The 23,510-nt window shown below is 53.7% G+C and carries 13 protein-coding genes and 1 pseudogene; 6 read left to right on the top strand and 8 right to left on the bottom strand.

Translation table 11 applies throughout. The features are described 5' to 3' along the window. Positions 1–255 precede the first annotated feature (255 nt). Entirely contained in the window at positions 256–2,262 is a 2,007-nt protein-coding gene (locus ACX80O_RS07605) for a DUF6270 domain-containing protein (RefSeq protein ID WP_459333054.1), read from the bottom strand. Between the two features lie 65 nt (positions 2,263–2,327). Further along, a complete protein-coding gene (locus tag ACX80O_RS07600) occupies positions 2,328–3,200 on the bottom strand; it encodes an FkbM family methyltransferase (protein WP_459333053.1) in 873 nt (290 codons plus the stop codon). A 519-nt stretch (positions 3,201–3,719) separates the two neighbouring features. On the opposite strand from ACX80O_RS07600, the gene ACX80O_RS07595 reads away from it, so the two are divergent. The 6 genes and pseudogenes from ACX80O_RS07595 to ACX80O_RS07570 all read left to right on the top strand — a co-directional run bounded on the left by ACX80O_RS07595 (position 3,720) and on the right by ACX80O_RS07570 (position 12,701). Continuing rightward, positions 3,720–4,079 (top strand): transposase, encoded by a 360-nt coding sequence (locus ACX80O_RS07595; RefSeq protein ID WP_459333052.1) that lies wholly within the window; start codon positions 3,720–3,722, stop codon positions 4,077–4,079. Then, entirely contained in the window at positions 4,016–4,903 is an 888-nt protein-coding gene (locus tag ACX80O_RS07590; RefSeq protein ID WP_459333061.1) for an IS3 family transposase, read from the top strand. Before ACX80O_RS07595 ends, ACX80O_RS07590 begins: the two co-directional genes overlap by 64 nt. 141 nt (positions 4,904–5,044) lie before the next feature. Then, positions 5,045–6,297: pseudogene (locus ACX80O_RS07585) on the top strand (IS256 family transposase). A 522-nt stretch (positions 6,298–6,819) separates the two neighbouring features. Next, positions 6,820–8,088 (top strand): glycosyltransferase family 25 protein, encoded by a 1,269-nt coding sequence (locus ACX80O_RS07580; protein ID WP_459333051.1) that lies wholly within the window; start codon positions 6,820–6,822, stop codon positions 8,086–8,088. A gap of 43 nt (positions 8,089–8,131) precedes the next feature. Next, positions 8,132–9,469, top strand: a complete 1,338-nt coding sequence (locus ACX80O_RS07575) for a hypothetical protein (RefSeq protein ID WP_459306686.1) — start codon at positions 8,132–8,134, stop codon at positions 9,467–9,469. Positions 9,470–10,022: 553 nt separating this feature from the next. After that, positions 10,023–12,701 carry a heparinase II/III domain-containing protein gene (locus ACX80O_RS07570; protein ID WP_459333050.1) on the top strand — a complete coding sequence of 893 codons (2,679 nt, stop codon included), beginning with the start codon at positions 10,023–10,025 and terminating at the stop codon, positions 12,699–12,701. Between the two features lie 21 nt (positions 12,702–12,722). Here ACX80O_RS07570 and ACX80O_RS07565 read toward each other — a convergent pair whose 3' ends face one another. From ACX80O_RS07565 to ACX80O_RS07540, 6 genes are all read right to left on the bottom strand, one after another. After that, a complete protein-coding gene (locus ACX80O_RS07565; protein ID WP_459333049.1) occupies positions 12,723–14,075 on the bottom strand; it encodes a glycosyltransferase family protein in 1,353 nt (450 codons plus the stop codon). Between the two features lie 16 nt (positions 14,076–14,091). Continuing rightward, positions 14,092–14,757 (bottom strand): hypothetical protein, encoded by a 666-nt coding sequence (locus ACX80O_RS07560; RefSeq protein WP_459306691.1) that lies wholly within the window; start codon positions 14,755–14,757, stop codon positions 14,092–14,094. A gap of 238 nt (positions 14,758–14,995) precedes the next feature. Continuing rightward, positions 14,996–19,435 carry a glycosyltransferase gene (locus ACX80O_RS07555; protein WP_459333048.1) on the bottom strand — a complete coding sequence of 1,480 codons (4,440 nt, stop codon included), beginning with the start codon at positions 19,433–19,435 and terminating at the stop codon, positions 14,996–14,998. A 42-nt stretch (positions 19,436–19,477) separates the two neighbouring features. Further along, positions 19,478–20,728: a UDP-N-acetyl-D-mannosamine dehydrogenase gene (gene wecC, locus ACX80O_RS07550; RefSeq protein WP_459306695.1), complete on the bottom strand. Its 1,251-nt coding sequence runs from the start codon at positions 20,726–20,728 to the stop codon at positions 19,478–19,480. A gap of 9 nt (positions 20,729–20,737) precedes the next feature. Beyond that, a complete protein-coding gene (locus ACX80O_RS07545; RefSeq protein WP_459333047.1) occupies positions 20,738–22,651 on the bottom strand; it encodes a glycosyltransferase family protein in 1,914 nt (637 codons plus the stop codon). After that, the gene (locus tag ACX80O_RS07540; RefSeq protein WP_459306698.1) at positions 22,648–23,361 is read right to left on the bottom strand and encodes an ABC transporter ATP-binding protein; all 714 of its coding nucleotides are present in this window, start codon (positions 23,359–23,361) and stop codon (positions 22,648–22,650) included. The genes ACX80O_RS07545 and ACX80O_RS07540 overlap by 4 nt, the downstream gene beginning before the upstream one ends. Positions 23,362–23,510: the final 149 nt, after the last annotated feature.

Raw genomic sequence — 23,510 nt, 5'->3', positions numbered from 1 at the left:
GTTGGGCACCGGTTCCCTCGCCAAGGCTGCCGCGGCGAGCGACGTGCTAAGTAGACGTGCCGAGCGCGGGCCAGGTCGGCCTAAGAGATTATCCTGTACGGACTAACGGTGGCGGAACGAGATCGAAGTTGTCGCCGTCACCGGGTACCACCACGGAGATCGACACCGACAATACCTTATCAAGAATATCAAAAGAGCAGCGAAGAGCCCGCTGCCACAACAGTATCTTCGGGTTGCCCTAAAACCGCTGATCTTCTATTTCCTCCTGGACAATAACGGCGGGATCGAAGCCAGCAAATGTGCGTGCACATCCGAGCCATACCTGTACGGAGTCGCTCCCCACTTATGCTTCTCTTCACCGACAAGCAGACCATCAGGATAATCTATATATTGCACTCCTTCAAATTTATCGAACATGCTATACAATTTCGAAAGAATAATATTACTTTGGTCAATCTGCCGTTGATTCGGAAAGTGTTGGCCGGAAGAGTCGCGTTTAGCCCAGAAAAGCCTGTTGACAACGATGCGTCGCTCGCCGACAAGCTCAACTAGCGACTCGATCCCGGTCCTAAAAAGATCGAGGTGGACTTTGCTACCGGGTTCGATTTCGCTAATTCCATTAAGATCAAGACCAATCGAGCGAAATTCCGGACTATTGGTAATATAGGAACCATCAATGTCCAGCAGGGCGATCCTCTCATCTATTAGATCCACTAATAGCATGTCGAAGTCTGTTGATTTGAGTAGTTCAGGAATAGTCTTCGTTATGTCATTTCGCAGAATTTTTTCTTGAAACTGGTTAGCAGGATGCGTTCGGGATTTATCCTGGACCATCTCCATGATCGAAGGTAAGGGTTTCTGAAACATACTAGCTAATGAACTTCTAGTAATATATTCAATAACGTCTATTTCATCAGATCCTGCAACCGATTCTTGGGTTGCGCTGCTACCAAGCAGTACCAGCCGAGTAGGACCGGCAGCGCTGACTGATGACTCTATAGTCAGCAGATGGTTACCAAACCCATCACGGACCATCGCACAGAATCTATTAGTTCGCGCCGTTGGCTCTACGCTTGCGTACTGAAACGTCGGTGTCGTTTCAGCCATTCGCAACCTCTTCTTATCACCGTCGCACACGGCAAAAAATTCGAAATTCAGCCCTCCGTATCCAATGGGAACAATCCCCAAGTTGACCTCCAAGGAGAAATTGTGACCATCCTGCATGACAGCGAAGCTGACACATTCTTCAATTCGGTGCGCGATTTCTCGCAGATCCCTTGGCAAGATTTCCCGTTTTTGCGGTCCCAAAATCTTGGATTTGAGAACTGAATCAACAACCGACCTTGCTGTCACCGTCGGATCTCTTAGCAATTCAACTATCAGGGATACAACATCCGGTTCAGGAGGCGAATGGCCAGAACCAAATTGCGCTACCAACACTTGACGGTAATCAGTTTCGCCATAGCGCCCGGGCTGATCGAAAGAGAAACTCGATCGTTCCAAATAGGGCTTCATATGGGATTGGACATGCCAGTCATCTGAATTCTGGAGATAGAGTAGGCGACGAGGCCGCGTGCTGGTCGGCTCGCCACAGACGTCTAGTTCTATGCCATTACGTCCAAAATAACTTGATGCTGCTGCCTTCCAATTTGGCGTCTCAAAGTCAATCTCTTGAGAACCAGGCATAGCCCATTTCAGATAATTCTTCACAAATTTCTGGTTATACTCCAGTACATTAGTTTGCGGATTCCATACAAAGGCGGATACTTTCGAACCCAATTTGTGAGCGAAGTACAAAGCGGCGAAACCGCCTCCAGATCCGCCTACTAGAAGTAGTTCTAAACCGGTCATATCGTGAAGACGCAACAGAACCTGCTCTATGACTTCTTGCGTCCGCGTGTGGCGACTCCCCGCATACCATGCAAGTCCCAAGGAACGATCGAGGTTAAGCGAAGGATCGGAGATAGTAACGAATGGCATTCTACCCTTGGCTGCAATTTTAATGCCCGAGAAAAAAGGAGGATTGCTTGTTTCCCTTGATGTCACCGCACCATTAAAAAATACTGGTATCGCGAGCCCATCGCGATCTATTCTTGAAAGTCCTTGTACTAGCAGATCAAGATGCGGTGCATCTGTAAAAACTATTGAATGGATTCCATCGGCCCAGTTATCAGCAGACAAAAAGCTGGGTAAATCGTCCCAATCATGAATGGATGTTTTCCACGCAGAATGGTCGCATTCTTCGAAAATTGAACTCGTCATGTGTCTGTTTCCAACTCAGGGTCATGGTAATATGGGGTGGCCGGAATTTCGGCGTTTTAGTCTTTTTATAAGGCTCGATGCTCATTAGCGATGTGGTTATTCACCAAGCGATTAGTGTACCTAAGGTTTCGGTCAATATCGGCTCTCATAAGATTGACGTCTTCTCGTTTCAATATTTCCAACTCCCCCTGTTTTTGTAGGAACCGGCAAATCTCCTCCGTCGAAGCGGCAGGCGCGTACAGGTAGGTCGGCGTCGCATTAAAAACACCCAGCCCCGCGTATCCTATAGATAGCATCATTTCACGCAATGCCTCCCGCTCAGTTCCAGTTGCAGCTTCGAAACTTAAAAGGGGTCGATCTCTCTCTATTAGGTCCATTCCGCCGCTTAGGACCTCGAAATCCATGCCTTCCGCATCTATTTTAATTAGGCTTACGGGCATATCGAAATACTCCTGATCAAGCGATGAGAGCGGTATCGACCCGAAGCCGTCCGACACCAGTTGGGCGCCCCCGACATTATCTTCGGGAAGACGTTTCAGTCGTGCGCTGCCCGCCGCCGCTCCCAATGCGATTCGACGTGGCTCGATTAGACCGTAAGAGAAGTTCAGGTCAATGTTTCTATTGAGAATATCCGCCGTGCTCGAAACTGGTTCGTACGCAATCACACGACATGCACACTCGATAGCAAAAAAGAGCGAATGATTTCCGATATTGGCACCTACGTCAATCACGAGAGACCCGGGTCGAAGGATCGCTTTTAATTGTCTTAGAAAGTCTAATTCGTAAAACGAATTGTTCGATAAAAGTGCGGCACCTATGTGATCGGTAATCGAAGGCACCTCTAGCACTACCTCGCGCATCTCGTGGATTACCCGGGCTGCAAGCTGGGACTTGTCTCCCGATTGACGATCGGCGCCCTCTACCATTACCGCATCCATGAATACTGCTACCTCTCAGGGTTTCGTTAGCCGACCACGTCAACACGAGATCTAGGCACACACCCAACCAAACTTATCCGGTGGCGACTCACAGAGATATGTGCCGCACGCGATTCGAAGGAAACGCTTGCATGTGCGAACACCCTACACGCTGAGTCTAGTGGCCCTTGTCTTTTGTAGGATGCCGGTCCATACCGTAAGAGGAGAAATTTCTTCTTTTCCAAGGTTGCGCAAAGCTTGCTTCAACAGCCGTCGCCACCCCGAGGCGAGTCAAGAAGGCGGGCTCACCTGCAAAGCAAACGGGGCAGGCCTGACCGTCGCACCATTCGGATGGAATCCCCGATCCTGAGACACCGCCTCATCCTGGGTCCAGTGTTTCTTTGCAACCGATTCTCGAAAGGTTACGGCACGTGGAGTGTTGTTGGTTGGGTCCCCGGGTAGGAGTCCAGTTGTTCCAGGCCCCTCTTGGTAGACCGGCTTTATGTGAAAGGTGCATAGTGACTTCTAGGAGGTCATGAAATGCCTTTTCACTATCCTTCGTCCGTCCGCCGGGGACTCAGTGAGCGCATGCGGCAAGGGGAGGCAGTCCTGGCCGTTCATGCCGAATCTGGGATCTGTTTGGGAACGTTGTACCGGTGGAAGCACCAGGCTCTGGTTGATGCGGGCCTGGCTGCGGGAACGCCTAGCACGCAGATCCCGGATCTGCAGTCGGCCGCGAAAAGGATCCGGCAGCTTGAGGACGAACTGGCCATCGTGAAGGCCGCCAGCGCCCTCTACGACGAGCAAGTGGTGGTGCCCCCAAAAGGAAGTTCGCGATTGTCGACGGGCTCGTCGCCCAGGGCTTCTCAGCCCGACGTGCCTGCCGCACCATCGCCTTGAACCGTTCGACCTACATAAAACACCTTCGCTGTGAGCTCTCGATCCGGGTCATCAGACGACGCATCGTGGCCGACCATGTCGTGATGATCCATGGGCAGTCCGGCGGGACCTACGGGTGGCGCCGAATCCGTGCCGAACTGCTCGATGAGTACGAAATGATCGTCAACCGCAAACTCATCAAAGCTCTCATGCGCGAGCAACGTATTACCGGGGTTCCGCGCGTCAGGGCCTTTCGTAACCCGCTGGCAGATAAACGAACCGATGCGGATCTGGTCAAGAGGGTCTTCACCTCCGATGGACCAAACAGGCTGTGGCTCACAGACGTCACCGAGCATCCGAGCCGGGAAGGAACGGTCTATTGCTGCGTCGTACTCGATTGCTTCGCCCGGACAGCTGTGGGCCGTTCGTTCTCAACGATTAATGACACAGCGCTGGTAAGCCGGGCAGTCAGTCATGCCCACCACAGTCGTGAACGCGCCGGAGCCACGATCATGCATTCGGATCACGGCACGAACTTCACCTCCTGGGGATTCAGCGAAAACCTGCGCCAGTTCGAACTCACCGCTTCACTCGGGAGCGTGGGAGATTGCTACGACAATGCCGCCATGGAAACTTTCTGGGCACGCATGCAGACCGAGTTGCTGGACCGGAAACGGAACTGGCAGACCGTCATCGAATTAGTGACCGCCATGAACGGCTGGATCGATTTCTACAACGGTAAACGCCGGCACAGCTACACCGGCTATATGAGCCCAGATGCCCTACGAAGTACTCTGGAACGACATCCACAATCCGCTCCTTTTCACATAAAACCGGTGGAATAGACGGGACCCCTATCACCTACACGGGGACCCAACCAGTGTAGTTTTCTGCTGTTGAGCGTTGCGTACGCGACGTGGTGAGCCATCGCGCGATTGTTGGTCAGTACCGATCAAAGTCACTCACAGGAAGACACAAAACACGCGATGGCTCTAGACCAGTCTGACCTGCTTGACCTGCTTGACCTGCTTGGACAATTGAAGCTCACCGACGTGCCGGATCGGATTCGGACCGCAACCGAGGCCCTGTATCAGCAGGTGATCAAAGGGGAGGCTACCGCGTTCATCGGTGCCAGCCCGTTCGAACGCTCCGAGACGCGCACGACTCAGCGAAACGGGTCTCGGGCCCGGACGTTGACAACCACCGCGGGGGGCCTGAATCTGAAGATTTCAAAGCTGCGGGCGGGTTCGTTCTTTCCCGCGCTGCTGGAGCGCCGCCGGGTCGATTAGGTCCTTTACGCGGACGTGATGGAAGCCCTACCTGCACGGTGTTTCCACCCGCAAGGTCGATGACCTGGTCAAGGCCCTCGGCGCGGATACCGGAATTTCGAAGTCCGAGGTGTCCAGGATCTGCGAGGACCTCGATCATGAAGTCGGTGCGTTCCGGGACCGGGACCTCTTGGCGCTTCCATACCCGTATGTGTTCCTCGACGCCACCTACTGCAAGGCCTGGGTCGGGCACCGGGTGGTGTTCCAGGCCATCGTGGTCGCTTTCGGGGTCCCCGCCGGCGGGCGGCGCGAAGTCCCCGACTTCGACGTCGGCGACAGCGAAAACGAGGGCTTCTGGACGGCGTTCCTGCGGTCCCTGAAGGCTCGTGGCCTGGGCGGGGTCAAGCTCGCCATCTCCGATGCCCACAGCGGGCTTAAGAAAGCCATCGGCACCGATTTTGAGGGCGCCGCGTGGCAGCGCTGCCAGGTGCACTTCATGCGCAACGTGCTCTCCACCGTGCCGAAGGGCTCCCAGGAAATGGTCGCCTCGATCGTCCGAACCGCTTTCTCCCAACCCGACACCGCGCAGGTGAACACCCAATTCGACGAAGTCACCCGGATGCTCACCAAATCTCATCCCGAGGTCGCCGCGACGGTCAACGACACCCGGGACGACGTGCTCGCGTCCGCCGGATTCCCTACCCGACACTGGCGTCAAACCTGGTCCACAAACCCGATGGAACGTCAACAAAGAGATCAAACGACGCATCGACGTCGTCGGTGTTCTCCCCAACCCCGCGGCGCGTCTACGGCTCGCCGAAGCGGTCCTCGTCGAACAGCACGACGAATGGGAAGCCGGCGACCGCCGCTACCTCTCCGAGGCCTCCATGGCCGAACTCACCACCATGAACACACCCGCCACCACGCCGGTCGAGGAGACAGGTTTGCTTCCCGAGCTCACTGCAGCGTAATCAAAAGTACTGAACGCACGGTGTCGAGGAAACCCCACCACCCAGCGGGACGTAACCTCTCGAGACCGAATTCATTGACCCCAGTCGGCCTGGTTCGGTCACCTTGTCTTATGCCCGCCTAACAGATGTCTTCAGTGAAGGAACCACCGACAGGGCCCGTTCGCGACCGAGTTACGTTCGCGACCGAGTTAACAGACCCTGCGCTCGTTAGCCACAACACGACGAATTGATCTTCCACAGTTACCCCCATTTGCCCTCTCCGACTAGCCGTACTTCGTCTACGACGCGACGGGTAACGCCGCATGGGACACCTCGTGATTCACTGATGCCGAGCTAACCTGGACAGCTGCAACGGCCCTCGAAAATCGGGCAACGAGTACCCCTTCCTGTTGGACAGGCGCCAATGGCCCGAACCGCCAAACCCCAAATTTTACCGCTAATATAAAGGCCAAACGTAACTAGCCGAGGCCATGATCGTGGAGGTCGCGGCAGATCATCAGTACATTAGATCAGAGGAACAGAGTGTCGGATCTTGAAATTCCCGCTTCACTGGTTACCCAATTTTCATCGGTATCGGTGAAATCTGCCCATGCCAATAGATCAGACTTCCTTGCCTATCTAGACCAACTGATTCTGTTAGAGGGGACACCTTCGGCGGTTGCCAGCCTTCAAAGTTATGTGGAGAACGGATTGATGCCGGCCCTGGCGGCGTTGTCTATACAGAACATTTCCCGTCATACCAATAACTATTCTTTGGGTGTCGAATTGGCGACGGCTTTGATGGGAGCACACCCCAACGATCCCTACGTGGCGAATTCCCTTCTGGAAAACATTCTAGCCACAGGACAGCTGACCAACTTTTCCGACGCTCTTCGGCTTATTGAAGAAAACAAGTCAATGGTGATAGCCGACGAACCAGCATTGCGCCTGGCCACTACTGCTGCGATAGGTGGAGAGTGGGATGCCTGCCGCACGTTCCTTGGCCGTACGACAGAAGAGAATCCTGCCAACATCAAACGCCGGGAACTTCTCGTTGCACGAATCGCCAGCGCTGAAATTTTCCAGTCTCAGGATACGGTTGTGTCGACCGCAATTCTGAATCTAAAAGAAGATAGCCGCAAGTATGACCTCGCAATCGCTTTGTACGAGAAGATGGGCCTGTCACTAAACCGGGTGGAAGCCACCCGGGGTACAGACATCAGTAAGTTCGTGCATAACAGCGTCGTTTCGAAGTCCGGACGACTGCTCGGTCCAGGGGCTGTGGGGTGTGCTCTCAGCCACATTGCCGCGTGGGAACGAATATCGGATGGCACCGAACAACATGGTCTGGTCCTAGAAGACGATGGGTTGCCCTACAGTTGGCAAAATATCAATAATATAATTCAAGAGGCAGGGACCTTCGATATCCTATACGTGAACGAACGAATGTCTAGTGCTGCGGGGAATGAGTATGAGACGGGGATCAGTCAATTATGGGACACTCTTGAGTCGCGCCCGGAAGGAATGCAAGGTTGGGGCGCTGACGGCTACATTGTAAGCAGAGAAGCTGCTCAGAGGTTGCTTGAAATGATTAGTGAGGACAAAATTGTGGGACATATAGATGGGCAAATAGGGTCTTACGGTATAGACCCGACTTCGAAGGCAATCAGTAGGGCTCAGAGAGTTGGATTGAATTGCCGCAAAAATATGCGGCTTCATGAACCTCTGCGCATAAAATGCATGCGTTTCCCACTAGTCGCTTCCTACAATTTCGGATACTCGTCAATTGTATCGTCCGGAGGTCATCAATGAGAGTCTCCATCCAGACTCGTCGAAGCAGAAGGAGACCCTCACATTGTCAGAGGAGAAAATCTACACACTAGAACAATATTTACACAAAGAAATTCAGTTGGAAACCGGCGGAATGCAGGGAACATTGCATTGCACCGTTGAATTAGACTCACCTCCGGAAGCGATCGACCGTTCGGTCCTGCTCAGATTTGAGCTGACGAAGCCGTTACGATCGGTCGATGGCACTGGCCTTATGCGGTCAACAAATCCGCGCGCAGGATACTTTTGTTACCTAGAGACAAAGGCTGGCCACCACACGGCGCAGTTATCCATCACCTTGCCTAGCGACACAATTTGCCTCCGAGTCGTCTTAGTTCCCTGGTCTCGGTCCGCCGAAAATGTTTTCGTAGGAAAAGTTCTCCTGAAGCAGGAGGACGCGCGGGAGCCCATTCAGGGGACGTCTTCGCCCTTTAAGTCGTTTCGAAATTTAGACCGCTTTGACTGCGAAATATTCGAGTATCCAACAACAGGAAGTTTTTTTTCAGCAAAATTACTTGAGCCCGGACTGCATGTCATTAGATCGAATGGACTGCCGTTGGAAATTATGTACACTCCCAAAAGGTCGGCGGTCACATCACTGGTTTTTAATGCAGCACTAAATACCAATACCCAAGAAATCCCGCGGTTCATGGCCGGCCCGTTGTTTGATGAACTGGAAACAAATGGAATATTTGTGTTTGACGCAAGCCTCCACCTCGATGACTCTCTTATGCTGGCGTGGTACGCAGGGTCCGCAACGTTTCCGTTGCAAAATGAGCTTCCGGCAATCCTGCAGAAGTTCGTCGCGGACGCCGGCGGAGTACGAACCCTCCTATTCGGCGCGTCGGGCGGTGGGTTCGCCGCGGCATACTACGCACAGTTCTTCAACGCCTCCATTGCTATAATCGCCAACCCTCAAACTATAATCGCAAACTATATACCTCGAATTGTGGAGTCATTTGCTAAAATTTGCTGGAACGCGCAAACTTCCCGAAATATCTCAGAAGCTCTCGAAACCAGAATTGTATCCGACCTTCGAAAGCTTCCGATGTCTAAGAAAATATTTACTATTGTTTACCTCCAAAACATATCAGATGATCACGTTGACAAGCACCTAATTCCTTTCTGCGAGGCCTTCCCCGAAAATAGTTCCATTCATCTCATTATGGATCATTGGGGCTCCGGGCACGTCTCACCGCCCCGAAATCTTGTGTCTGCGATCCTGTCGATAATCATAAAAAATCCCTTAAATTGGGAAAGTATGCTTAAAGCTTTCAATCCTATTAGCGCTCCGACGAGTTGTGCTGTTCGTGCTCGAATCGCCTCGGTCGAGAGCAATCTCGGGTGCCCTGAAGGCGACTAAGTATGGCGTACACGGTTCTGATGCCACAGCGTCTGAAACACAGCCGAGTCAGAGCAGCCGACCTGATGGCAAGGCGAATGGTGTTAGCACTCCCTTGTCAAGGGATCTTGAGCCAAGGATTCGGGGCGGGTCGCGGGTCGCGTGTCAGGTTGCTGGGAAGCTGACTGTAATCTCACCGTCCTCCGAAGGTAGCGGTATCGGAACTGCACGAGGTCTGGGCGACAAATCCGTCATCGCTCGCTTCGAGGCCGAAGGTCGGCGCAGGAACCACAAATCCGCAAGATCAATGTAGATCCGGTCTCATTACATGTGGAAAGCGGCCCTCCGCCAATAGACAGGGTTCGATTCGTTGGGCCGATCTGCACGCGTTCTCTGAACCGGGGTTGCCGGTCTCTAAGCCAGGAGCCTGGCGACGCTGAGCGTTGCGGCAGGTGGTGACAATAGGATCACTTCGTTGCTATTGATGGTCCTGATTCAGAAAAGACGGCAGAACAATTAGACTTGTAATCAGGCCCAGCATGCCCGCTGGACCATCTATCAACCCTGGGGATCAATGTTCACGACACAACAAGAGGCTGCGCTCCGTGCGATTGTCGGCTCTCAACTCCCCTCGGTATTGGGACATGCCGCGCGGGAGCGCGCTACGGCCTTTCTCTCATCGCGGATCATTTCGTCGAATGTTTTCCCAGACATCCCTTTCGGAGACGGGGATGTCTGGAGCGTACGTGGCGCTCGTAGCCAGCAACGGTACTTACACGGCTTCTTGTTTTTTGTCGATTGGTACGACACGGTCCTGGCCGACGAGTCCACCGCTTTCGAGGCAGTCGGCGCAGCCCTAAAAATTGTTACCACCTGGGAAATTCTCCATGGTGAACGCTCAACTGCCCCCGCGATGGCCTACCACGATGAAACCACCGCGCAGCGGCTCATAAACCTGGTTTCACTTGAGCAGGCGTTCCTGGGCTCGTCTCCGAACGAGGCAGCAGATCCCCTGCGCCCACTAATTAGCGCGACTGCTGACCTGTTGGCCAGCGATGAATTTTACGCCGAGGGCAATAATCATGGAATGTTCCAGGATTTGGCTATCCTTTACTGGAGCATTATGTCGGCCGGCCACCAGGACCCCAGACGCACGAACTACTTCGAAAAATCGATGGTCCGTTTACGAGCCTACTTCGGTCTTTGTTTTACGTCAGAAGGGGTACACGTAGAAAACACGCCCACCTATCATTTAATGGTTTCGCGACACGTAGCGACGATCCAGAAAATTGCAGCTATTTCCGGGCATACGGATGCCGCTTACTACTCCGATCTCGTCGGTAGAGCCGAGCACTACGCCACCCATGCACTAATGCCGGACGGGACCTACCCTCCAATCAGCGACACAAAGCAAACGGACATTGGGCGGGGCCCAATGCGAAAGGTTTTCACGAACCCCGCGTTTGCGTTCGCCAGCACAAAAGGAAAATTAGGCACTGCTCCGACCGAAAGAGCAGTCATTTTTCCGCGTTCTGGATACGCCATATATCGCAGCGCATGGGGCGATCCGCTAGCGACATTCGCCTTTTTCTCCGCAGCGTACAACGCGGATTATCATAAGCACTCCGATGACCTAAGCTTTTTCCTTCGCAGTTCTGGCGTCGACCTTCTCAGTGAGTCTGGTCCCTACAGCTACGACTATAAGGACCCCTTTTCTAAATATGCCTATTCCCAGTTTGCCCATAACACCCTCATTGTAGACGGAACTAGTCTTCCTCGTACCGATGACAGAGCCGATAAGGTCACTCTTCGTGCTATTGACGAACAAGCAAGTGAATTCACCGTCATTGGCACCAATGCCCGCTACGATGATGTAATCCACCAGAGAATGGTAGATGTCACCGAGGAAAATGGTGTTCCAAAATTTGATCTTACTGACCACATATTCAGTGATTCAGAACATAATTACCAGCTTCTTTGGAACCTCAGCCCTGACGTTTCCGTAACGTTGCACGGACAAGGATTTGAACTTTTTCACAATAATCAGAAACGAATGGATCTTACATTTGCGGCTGATGTTGCGACTTCGATTTCAATTCAGGAAGGCGTAGATCGACCAAAACCTTTAGGATGGCGGTTTCCAACATTTGGGGAAGCAGTGCCTTCAAAAGTGGTCGTGATCAGTTTTGTTGCAAGAAATGCAGTAGTAGATACAAAGATCCGACTTGCCGATTTCAGCTATACAGATCGTGGCCTTAGTAAGTCCGGATCCGAATGGTCTCAGGACAGTGGCGAGATACCACTGAATTACTTATTCGTTCCGGGGAAATCTGCTGCGGGACGCAAGCGTCTAGCAGTGGTTTTTACAGCAATCCATCACCCGGGTGATTTTACTTACAACTACAAAGCGACCGTCGATGAGGTCGACATCAGTGCACTGTACATTTTGGATGATTTCGGTGATCAGGGGTCTTACTACCATTCTGACCACCGCTCCCCCAAAATATTCGACGCTGTCCAAGCTCTAATCAGAAAAATCGTGCTCGACCAAGGGATGGAACTTGCCGATGTTGCGACAGTCGGGTCGTCCAAAGGTGGGACCGCCGCTCTAATCCATGGCTTCGCGCTGCCGGCTGGTCGGGTTATTGCCGGGGCTCCTCAAACGCGCATTGGAACCTTCGTTTCGGGGCCGCATCGTAACATCCTTAAGTTCATGACTGGAGGCGACTCATCCGACGATATTGCCTATCTGGACAAGATTGTAGATCAGTATGCTCTGAAAGCCAACCCTTCAACTCGCGTTTCGATCCTCGTGGGTGACAATGACCACCATCTGCCTCGTCACGTTCAACCCCTCGTGGAGGCAATGTCTGCCAATCAGCTGACTCTCCCACAGGTCACTGTGCTCGCTGACCTGTCACATGCCGATATTGGGTCGGTGTTCAGGTTTTATCTTCAGGCGAACCTTGAGCAGTGGGTCTCGGGATCGCCGGAAGAAGCTCTACCGTACATCTTAACCCAAAACAATGAAGCCCGAAGCATTCGCATAAAGGTCTATGCGCCACTGGGTGTTCAACTTTCCTACCGGCTATTTAAAGGGTCGGAGATTGTCCGCCGCCGCAGCTATTCCAACCGTCAGGTCGTTGTTTTTGATGACCTTCCCCCGGGAACGTATCGGGTGCGGGTTTTTCGAATGGACGCTGATCCCAGCCAAACAACGGCGTTTACGACACGCTGGCTCAATATCATCTGAACATCTCGATCCCACGCGCAGCTAGTGTCCGCCAACCCGTCCGATCGTGGAATCTCCGAAGTCCATGCTTGCTACCAGGGGGAAATCTAGACACTTAATCGTCAGGGTTGGCGTATATCGGCTCGTCTGACGCACCGAGAGTCCAATAGTCTGCGCTAGGTTACTTGCAATTGACTCTTGTGGTATGCCGTAAGCCGCGATTTGGCCGTCAATGTGGCCAAGTACTTTATCCGCAGATACAGCGTCCAGAAGGCGGTCAGCTCCCTCTCTGCTTAGCATGTAGCCATCAGCTCCCCAACCGTGAACCGAATCGGGCCTGGTGCCCAAAGTATCCCAAAGTGCGCTGATCCCGGTGGATAAAATCCCGGCCTTAGTTCCTGACATCCGCTCGTTTACATACAAAACGTCAAAGAATCCTGCCTTTGCAATAATTTCTGATAGGTCTTGCCAGGCGAAAGGCAGACCATCGTCCTCAAGGAACAAACCATGGCTCTGCCCTCCCACTAGAAATTCCTTCCACATCGAAATGTGCCCCAGAGCGCATCCGAGCGCACCCCCGCCAATCCTCAGCCCTCGGTGTGCAGCGATGTCGGGTAGGCCAGAGGGGTCGAGGGCGCGTCCGTCGACTGCCTCTCGTCGTTCTGGAACCAGGTCGAACTTACGGTAGAGCCCCAGCAACAGGCTGAGCTTCCGGCTATCTTCCGTCATGTTCAGCACAAAAGCAGGTAGTTCTGCTGTCTGGCCGCTGTACGACAAAGACATTTCTGCCCTCTTGCTCATGATTTGACAAGCAAAATCCTCGGGATCGGGCACGATCGACTCCGCAAATCGCATGACCTCCTCCCAAGCCCCGCAAACCGACGCCAACTCACCGAGCTTAAGGCCAATCGCGGACCGAGAGATACGCACGTAGTTGTCGGATCGATTGACTCCACTTAGCAAATCAACCGCCTGCGGAACGCGGTCTGCGGATATGAGGGTCTCAATAAGGAACACAAAAATTCCTGAGTGGTCGCGCCACCGATTATGCGCAGCGACGAGGAAGTCTGCCGCCTGACCGTATTCGCCCGCCCGTCGGGCCGCAATCATGCCGGCTGTCGCATATAGTTCCGGCATCAATCCGCTCTCGCGGAGATCTTCCAGCCGCGCTAGTGCCTCAGGGAGTCCCTGAGAAACCCTTAGGAAATCGATGTAGTTTCTAAAGTCGACTCGAGCGCCCTTGGTCACAGCCGATCCGCGCGTGGCAAACCGGGTGCGAAGCTCTTTGGCATGGTTGTCGAAGGCCTGCTGTGTGTAGCTGTCCATCGGCCATCGGTACATCAATTTTTGGCCGAACTCTTTCGAATCCAATGCGATCAGCCGCTCAGCGGCCATAGGTCATGCTGTGGCTTCATCTGTGGCCGACATCTTTTAGCGGCTTTTTGAGTGGTTCAGATTTCACCACGACACGTCCAGCAGGCAATAGCACAGAGACGTCACTACCAGAATGCATCGATTTAATTATTTCCAACTCAACTCCTCTACTGAGTACGCCGTGACCGCTCTCCTCATCCCGGTAGACCAGGAATCGAACCTTCCGGCGTCCCGGCATCTTATTGTATTCTTCCCTATATGGCAAAAAATGATTTTCAAAATGAAAATTATCGCTCAAATTTTGAGCGTAAGTAAGAGAAAAGTCCCCATCCCAGTCAATACACGTTAGGTTGGATGAAAACTTTTCAGACACCTCGACCTCCCCCATTCCTGGATAGGCCACTTCAATCATCTTGTTGAATGTTTTCTTGTAATATGATCTGACATCGACCTGAATATTCGAACAGTAAATCTTGACGCCAGCCGTTCGCGTCCCAATTCTGATAGCAGGTATACCTCCACCCGACGACGCGTAAATGACGATTTTCGATGCGTCAACGTTCATTTGGGCCACCATCTTTTCCACCAGGATTGCAAGCCACTCCGCATAATGGTGAGACCGGTTCCCCACGTACCATCCCAGACTGATGTCGCGATTCATGAAAAGCATCGGATCAAACATCGAAACAACATTTTCGTCCATGGATTCTGCATATGAAGATCTTTGAAAGGCCGGGACAGGCTTCGTTCGATCGAATCGGCCTGGCGTGAAAAGAGTCCATTCATGGGAGCCGGTCAGGTTCCACCAAAAAGGGAAAAGTACGTTTCTATAGGAAATATAGAATCCACCTTGTCGACTATATCTTGCAGCGTCCTTGAAAGTGAAAAAAACTTTCATTTCCACCCCTCGACGTCCTGGATTTGAGTATGCTTCATGATTTTCACTCTTCCAGAATGGTTTCCATTAAGACCTGTAGAACCATCGATTGATTGAAATTATCTCGAGTGTATCGCGTGGCATTCTTGAGGGCACTTACCCGCGCGGGGCTGCGAGATATCATCGATGCGATATGTTCCGTCATAGATTCTACTGTCGGAAATACCCACGACGCTGGATAGATCTGGTCTGCTCCAGCCCAGGCCAATGTTACTGGAAGTGCCCCTGATGCTGCCCCATCGGCGAGTGTGAGATGGAAGGACTCGAAGTCACTTACCGATAAGACCGTCCCGATCTTGCTATACCACTCAGCCATATCATCGCCCTGAGCGTCAAAAGTAACTGCACCTGATAACAGCGGATCGTTTTCAATACGCTCATACTGGTCTAGGTAGTATGCAAGTTCGTCAGTGCGGTCGGCCATCCATGGGAAGTCTTCAGGACGTCTGCCCTTGATGAACAGGTGGTATCGCTTGTCAGCAGTCCTCAAACCACGTAGGACATCGAGCGCTAAATCCAATCGTTTTCGCTGTGGAACGATGCCTACTAATCCGAGGTTCCATTCGGCACCATGCTGCTTGTCTCGGTCAAGGCCCTGCGTGTCCACGTAATTGGGTATCACTACTGATTTAGAATCCGGAATGTTGAAATCCCGCTCGGCGACCTTCGCGATATGCCGACCGACAAAGATGAATTTATCTACGCTTTTGGCATTCAACTGTCGAAGGTATGGAGTGTTCAACTCCTGAAGGTGCAATCGGCACACCAGCCTTTGACCAACTCGCTTGTTTTTGGCAAACCACACCGCATTTCCCAGCGTCCATTCACAAAATATGACGTCTGCATCTTTCAGCTTGGAGCGGCTGGTTTCTTCGTCGTGTTGAGAATGTCCCAGCCACTGATCGATTTCTACCGTGTGGCCGACGGCCTTGAGATGCGCGATGATGCCCCTGGCGAACTTCAAGTCATGTCCAGCGACGAGAATCCTTCTCCCAGTTTGGGTAGAACGCAACCCACCCGTCCGTGCATATTCGGATACTTTCCGACTGAGGACTATCGATTTTCCGGTACCGCTAGGTACCAAAGCCTCGAGGTCACCCTCGTCAGCCAATTCGTTAGCCTCAACACGGATCAGTCCCCCGCCAGGCTTACCAATGTCGGTCTGGTCTACACGTGCCGAATCCCATGCCAGATATTTCCTCGAGGTCAGCAGGTCTTCATAATACGTGCGGTCGACCGGTCGGGAGAGATGACCTCCAATGAGGGTGATTCCAGCGGCCAAAAGGTTCTGAGAATCGATCGGACCCATGGTCTGAACCTCGATTCCGTCGATCGACCCAGTCGAAACAGACTTGGAATCGGTTAACAGTAAGGCAGGCCTGACACTTTGGGCTTTGAGCCCCGCAACGACTTCCGGAGTAATTTCGTCAACTCGGAGTGCATACTTCTCAAGCGTTGGCGTACGGACTTTGAGGCCTGCCGTTCTGAGCACGTACGTCATGCGAAAGGCCGCTGTATGGGCTCGGAAGACGGCACGCATCGCCAACCACGCGTCGTCATTCCGGGCTTCCTCATTCTCCATCCAATAGGTGATTAGCGCCTGGGCACTAGGCTCATCCGATACAAGCGGGATAATGCCTCCGAAAACCCGATCAATTCCTTTACCCGGCCCACTAATGATGGCCCCACCGCAGGCGGCGACCTCAAAAACCCGCCGGGAAAACATAGTTCCTGATTGTTCTACCGAGTTCACGTTCACGTGTACCGGATGAGCCTTATACGCTTCCACCATGTCTGCGTAGGGCAAACCGCCACTGACGTGCGGGGCTAGATCAAGTGGGAACTTGTAAGGACTTTCTTCGTTCAGATGCTGGCGGTCATAGATGGTCAGTCCTGCAGGAAGGGCGGCCGCTAACAAACTGTGGAGCTGATCCGACCTTTTCTGGTACCGCGCGCCATAGTACGAGCCCGCATAGGTAACGGTGTGCGAGTAATCCCTGGCGCTGGGGAGCGGGTTATGAAGCGCTGGTTGTGCATAAAAAGGAAGTGAGGCCACCGTCTTGAGGAATTCTCCACCAGACTTCAAGTAGCGTCGGATTGATCCGTCGTCGCTGGAGAAAACATGTTCAAAATGCCTAGCGGTCTCCTGGAACCGGTTGAAGTGTATCGGGTCTTCCTTATTCCAAAAAATGGTCGGAATCGACTCGGCACGACAATGTTTTAGTAGGGCGCGAAGATCAGCGAATGATTCTTCATCGTAATAGCCTACCTTCCCACGCCACGCACCCCCATTTCCATCCCATGCCGATTCGACAAACACTGCGTCCAGCCGGGAATTGGTTATTTGGCTCTCCCAGCTATCGGGCAGTAGCTCGACGAGCGAGATGTCGGGGCGCAATCCTGCGGTCGTAAACTCATCAGCGATGATCCCGATCGTCAGCTCCGACAATTTGCTAGCTGGTGCGGGAGTTGCCAATTGTTCCGAAGCAGCCAGAGCCCTCTGAGTGAACTCGCCCATGGTTCGCCAGGTTCTTTCCCCCACAGTCCACAATCGCGCTCGGCGGCCCAAATCCCGACGGAGGCCCTCGTCATTCACCAGATTGTCGAGAACCGCGGCGAGCTGGACTGCGTCCCCGGCAGGAAACAGGATTGCTCGTTCACCATTACCGCCGGCCAGGTCCCTCAACGGGGCTAAGTCAGAAAGCACTACAGCTTTAGCGGCCGCCATCGCCTCCAAAGGCTTGATGGGTGACACCATCTCTGTCACCGGAAGAGGCAGCCTTGGGCAGGGCATAATGTCGAACACACTGATGAAGGCTGGAATCTCGCTGGCTGGTACCCGGCCCGCAAATACCGTAAATTCAGATAAACCCAGGGCGGCTGCCCGGGACTTCAAGGTCGGCAACGCGGAGCCGTCTCCGACTATTACAAGCCTGAATTTGGTGCCCTTCGTCAACATTTGATGACATGCATCGAGTAGCGTACCTAAGCCCTCGTAATCGACGAGGCTCCCGGCATAACCGATCACCGGAACATTCTTGTCGATGCCGAGTCGCTTAATTGTTGGACCGTGAGGCGGCATGTCGCTGAACTCGTCAGTATCAACAGCATTTGGAAGGACCAAAATTTTCTCCGACTGGACCCCTCGGCGAACGAGTTCGTCCCGCACCTGATCGGTGATGGCGAACACCTGGTCGGCTTCTATCGCCACTAAGGTTTCCATCTGTTTTGCGAATTGGAATCGGTCGGATTGATCCCAGTCCGCCTTCGTCGAGGACTCAGTAATCTCCCACAGTCCGCGAACCTCATAGCTGAAGGGCAGTCCGAGCCGTCGCGCGGCGATCAGCGCAGGTAGAGCAGTCACGTGATTCGATGCTGCATGGATTCGCTCGACGCGATTGCGCATAGCCACTTGCACATAGCTGTCGGCGGCCTGCTGGACATAGTAGTCAAGCGGACCCTGTGTCCAGGTGGGACCTTGACTAAAAAAGTGGTTGATTCCGTCGTGGACTTCGTTGTAGCTCGAAGCCGACCGCGGTGCAACGTCGGTTTTGATGTCCCACGGATATCCCGGCCGAGCAGCTATGACGATGTCGGCCCCGGCCTGAGTCCAACCCTTGATCAGGCCAGCAGTTCGAGTCGAATAGCCGTTCGAATTGTAGGGTGAAACGCTATGTGCGCAGTAGAGAATCCGTCCCCTCTCCGCCTGATAGCCCGGTGTGTCCTGTTTCGGCGGTAACTTAGGCGGATGTTTAATGAGCCGATCCAACCCCAACACAGCGTCGACGAGCTGCTGTTGCTTAGCGCTTAGTTCTGTTAAGTTACCCGCGTGAGCGTCGATTAGCCTAGCTGGTTCAGCGATATTACCCGAAACGAAATAGAGATGCGCGATCAGGTTATAGACATTTGCTTTGGATGGCTGCTTCGATACCGTATCGCGAAGTTGCTCGGCGCGTTCTGACTGTCCCACCGGCGTCAGCGTTGGCCCCACTGGGCGCCCAACCGTCAGAGTGGCTGGTTCGTTAGCTGAAGCCAGCGGAACCTTAGCTGGCGTGGCTGCACTAAGGGTGTTGTTTCGAAGTTCCAGCAGCTTTGGATTTGCCCGCTCCGGAGCCGGGCGTGCCCAAAGTCGAGCAATTGCATTCGCTGGTGTGACAATTGCGGATCCGATTTTCAACCGCTTCGATTGGCGGAGCGCGGAAAGGTTAGCCCGTAGCTTCGTGTTTTCTTCTCGTAAAGTTTTCGTTTCACGTAGTATCTTGTTGTTACCAAATTTGGCCGCTTTCAGATCCCTCTCTAAGGACCTAATAGTGGTGGCATCACGGCGTCTGCGCAACATTAGCTTCTCGTGCTCGGTGATGAATCGATCGATATCGGTCAAATATTCCGACCTTTTAGCCGAGACGCTTATGGGTTGGGTACGAACTTCGTCTTCAAACTGCACAATACTCCTCCGTTGGCGCCCGTCGGCCGGTGGGCCTCACTGTCACCGCCAAATCCCTCTGGTATCCACTACCGACTTACCTTCTAGCGCCGACCGGTCCATCTCCCTAAACTCGTCATGGTCAACAAGAAGGAGAACCACATCTGCTTCGCTGATGGCCCGCTCCGTCTCCATGAGTTGAACGTTTGCAATGGGAGACAGCATAGGGGGAAGTTCTGACACATGCGGCTCAGCCACAAGGATGGTGTGGCCCGGTAGGTCAGCGCTCAGCTGCTTCACAATGCTGACTGATGGAGACTCGCGCAGATCGTCTATGTTTGCTTTGAACGCAAGCCCCAAGGCAACCACCTTCGCATCGCTCCCAACATCTTTCAAGGCAAGCTTCACTTGATCGATAACCCAAGCGGGTTTAGCGTCATTGGTTTCGCGGGCCTGGCGGATCAACTTCGACTCGTTGGGTGCTGCCGAAACAATGAACCAAGGGTCGACGGCAATGCAGTGCCCACCCACACCTGGGCCGGGCTGCAGGATGTTGACACGAGGGTGGTGGTTGGCCAACTCGATCAGTTCCCAAACATCGATGCCGACTTTATCGCTTATGACCGAGAGCTCGTTAGCGAAGGCGATATTGACGTCGCGGTAAGCATTCTCAACCAGCTTAGCCATTTCAGCAGTTGCCGCATCTGTGAGGTGGATGTCACCCTGGCAAAATACGTGGTAGAGCTGCCTTGCAAGTTCGGTCGACTCGTCGGTGATTCCGCCGACGATTCGATCGTTGGTGACCAACTCGATCATGACCCGGCCGGGAAGTACCCGTTCTGGGCAATGGGCGACGTGCAGGATGGGCTTCCCATTGACGCCATCAAGGCTGAGGTCGGGCCGAAGACCGACGAGATAATCGGCCAGATGTTGAGTAGTTCCCGGAGGTGAAGTGGACTCTAGGATGATAAGCTCCCCACCCTGCAACTGTGGCGCGAGTCCCCGTGCCGCAGCTTCGATATAACTAAGATCAGCCGTCTTATCGGCGTTGAAGGGAGTTGGCACTGCGAGAATGAAGGCATCAGCGGGCGGTGTGACGGTTGTCGCCGTCAGTGATCCGACACTTACTGCACCTGCCACGTGAATGTTCAGGTCCGGTTCAACAAACGGCACCTCGCCGCGGTTGATTGCGTCAACGTTCTCCTGCTTGATGTCCACGCCAACAACCTCAAGTCCATTTGTAGCGAGGATTGCTGCGGTAGGTAAGCCAATGTAGCCGAGCCCGATGACCGCGACTTTTTTTATGTTGTTCATTTTGTCCCCTTAGATGGATACATGGCGGTCGGGCTTTCCGAAGAAAACGACATTTGTTGTTGCGAGTATGTCCTGATCGGAAACCTGCCAAGTATGGCCTGTCCCGTTGCGTTGTTGGTAGTAGTTGTATTTGTCAGCTGAGTAAACAGCACCGGCCGCCGCTGTCACCGCGCCGAGGAACGCTGTATCTTCGCCTCTGGTCCGCTGTTCAAACCGAAAACTTCGGAACACGTCGCCCGCTGCCATGAGCGTGGGACCCATGACCATGTTAGTGAAACGATGTTCCTTTTGGGCGAATCGCAGCACTGTGGCGTCCTGAGTCTGCAGATACATGTAGTGCGCCTGTTTGCCGACCACCTGAGCGCCCGAGTAATTCAGGGCATGCAGTTGATCCAGCAGGTAATGCGGACCGTAGTAGTCATCGTCGTCCATTTTCGTCAAGACTTCCCCAGTCGCCGCATCAACACAGCGATTGAGACACTCACCGAGGCTTTGGCTGACGGGCGCAGTCAAAATTGTGAGAGCGTCAAGCTGATACCTCTGACGCAGTTCTTCGAGCTCTCGCGCTCCGGCCGTGAAACCATGTGTCAGCAGAACAAGCTCAAGACATACGCCAAGTTGGGAAGTCACGGTGCGGAACACATGATCCAACTGATGCGGTCGGATTGTTGAAACCAAGACCGACAGCGACGGCAAGGTTACCGGTTGGGCGAGAGCAGGCACTGCTGCAGCGAGGATCTTTTCCGCCCGATGCGCATAGGTGTGCTCGTTCCAAATCCGACGCTGCGCCAGATGGACTTGCCGATCCCCCAGCGATTGCTGTCGAACGAGTGCCGATAAGACACTGCGCGCCTGATCACGGGTATCGACGATCGGGATCTCTTCGTTCGGAAAGAATCCCTCGATCGCTGCGCTTCGGGTGGTGACCACGGGAGTGCCTGACGCGGCGATCTCGAAAACCCGCCTGGCGCACATACTGGGAGAGTCCACCACTGAATTTACGTTCAAAAACACTTTGTAGGCCTTGTAGGCAGTCAGCATCTGGGTGTAGGGCAAAGACCCGACTACGTGGTTCCGCAAAGTTTCTGGAAACTGGTACTGATCTGCTCCCCCCAACTGACGGGAGAAAATTTCCAGTCCGGTAACCATGGAATCAGAAACGTCCGCGGCTGCCCCTAGTAGCAAGTCCATTTGATCCCGGCGCTCGGGAAACTTATGGGCAAAATACATACCGGCAAAGGCCAAGTCGCGTGTATGCCAGCCCTTTCGAGGACGGACGGGATTGTGGAGCGCGGGATGTGCCGCAAAGGGCAAGGTCGAAACTCGGTTGTGACCTAAATCCTTTATGTAGCTTTCTACCTTGTTCGAATCGCTAGTGAAGACGTGGTCGAAGAGCTTGGCAGTAGGAAGAAAGTCCTGATAGTGCGGCGGGTCTTCCTTATTCCAGAACACCGTGGGGGTGCCGCCAACTCGAAAACCCCCCACCAATTCCTTGATCACATCTGACGGCCCATCCGCCCCCGAGAGCTGGTATTTCCAGGCGTCCGAGCTGCCATGCCACGCTGATTCGACAAAGAGCAGGTCGATTCGTTCCTCAGCAATCACCCGCCGCCAGTTCGACGGGGTGAGGGCGACTGTGTCCCACTCATAAGAGAATGCCAGCGATGAGAACTCATCCAGAATAGTGGCAACGCGGATCGCGTGCCGAGCGCCAGCATGGGCTGTTGGGTGTGCGTCAGCGAAGACTAATTGCCGCGTCTTCCGGCGCCCAGTCCACGCGCCTTCGGCGCCCTGTGCATTGTCAACGGTGAAAACTCCCCGTGCAGCGCTTTCTCGGCGTCGCCAGGCCTGGACTGCCGCTGTCCCACCGTGGCGTAGATGCCAAATCATGGTTCTCAGCCGGCGTACATCCAGCACGGTCATTCGGTGCTCCGACGGCCAGTTTCTCGTGCCACCAGTTGTGGAGTTAGGAGGTCGTTCATCATCCGGCGCTTTACCTTCATTGCCGCGACGCGATCGCGCGCAGTTAGATGCTTGATGAACATCCGGTACCACTTGATGACCTCGCTTGGGTCGCCGTCCATCACCACCTCGCCCTCATCCAACCAGACCACCCTGCTGCACATTTCCGTGATGGTGCCCACGCTGTGACTGACCAGGAAGACACAGCCCGCCTTATCAAGAAGTTCATCCATCCGCTGTTTAGTGCGGCCCTTGAACTGGTCGTCCCCGGTGTTGAGCGCTTCATCGATCAGCAGAATCTCCGGATCGACTGCCGTTGCAATCGCAAATTGAAGCCGCGACCCCATACCAGATGAATAGGTCCGCATTGGTAAATGGATTGATTCCTCAAGTCCAGACAACTCCACGATATTTTGGTACGCGCCGGCGATATCGCTCCTTGACATACCCATTGCTAAGCAACCGAGCGTGATGTTCTCCTCACCGGAGATGTCCGGTACCAGAGCTGCACTCACCCCCAGCAGGGTGGGACGAGAAGACGCATAGATTGCCCCTGAAGTAGGCGGCACGCGCCCGTTTATTAGCTTCATCAGCGTGCTCTTGCCTGATCCATTACGCCCGATGATTCCTACGGACTCGCCTCTAGCCACCACCAGCGAAACGTTCTTCACTGCATGGACATGAACAGTTGGCCCATGTCCAATGGACCGACGAATGGAGCCTAAGAGGCCCCGTCTAGCTTCGGAATCGTGCTGGGTAGTAGGTACCCGATAGACCATGCTGACGTTGTCTACCACGACCGCTGGGGGTTCGTGAACGA

The organism is Arthrobacter glycogeni (assembly GCF_054511155.1).
The sequence above is the reverse complement of the archived record's forward strand: the minus strand, read 5'-3'. Positions and strand labels throughout refer to the sequence as shown.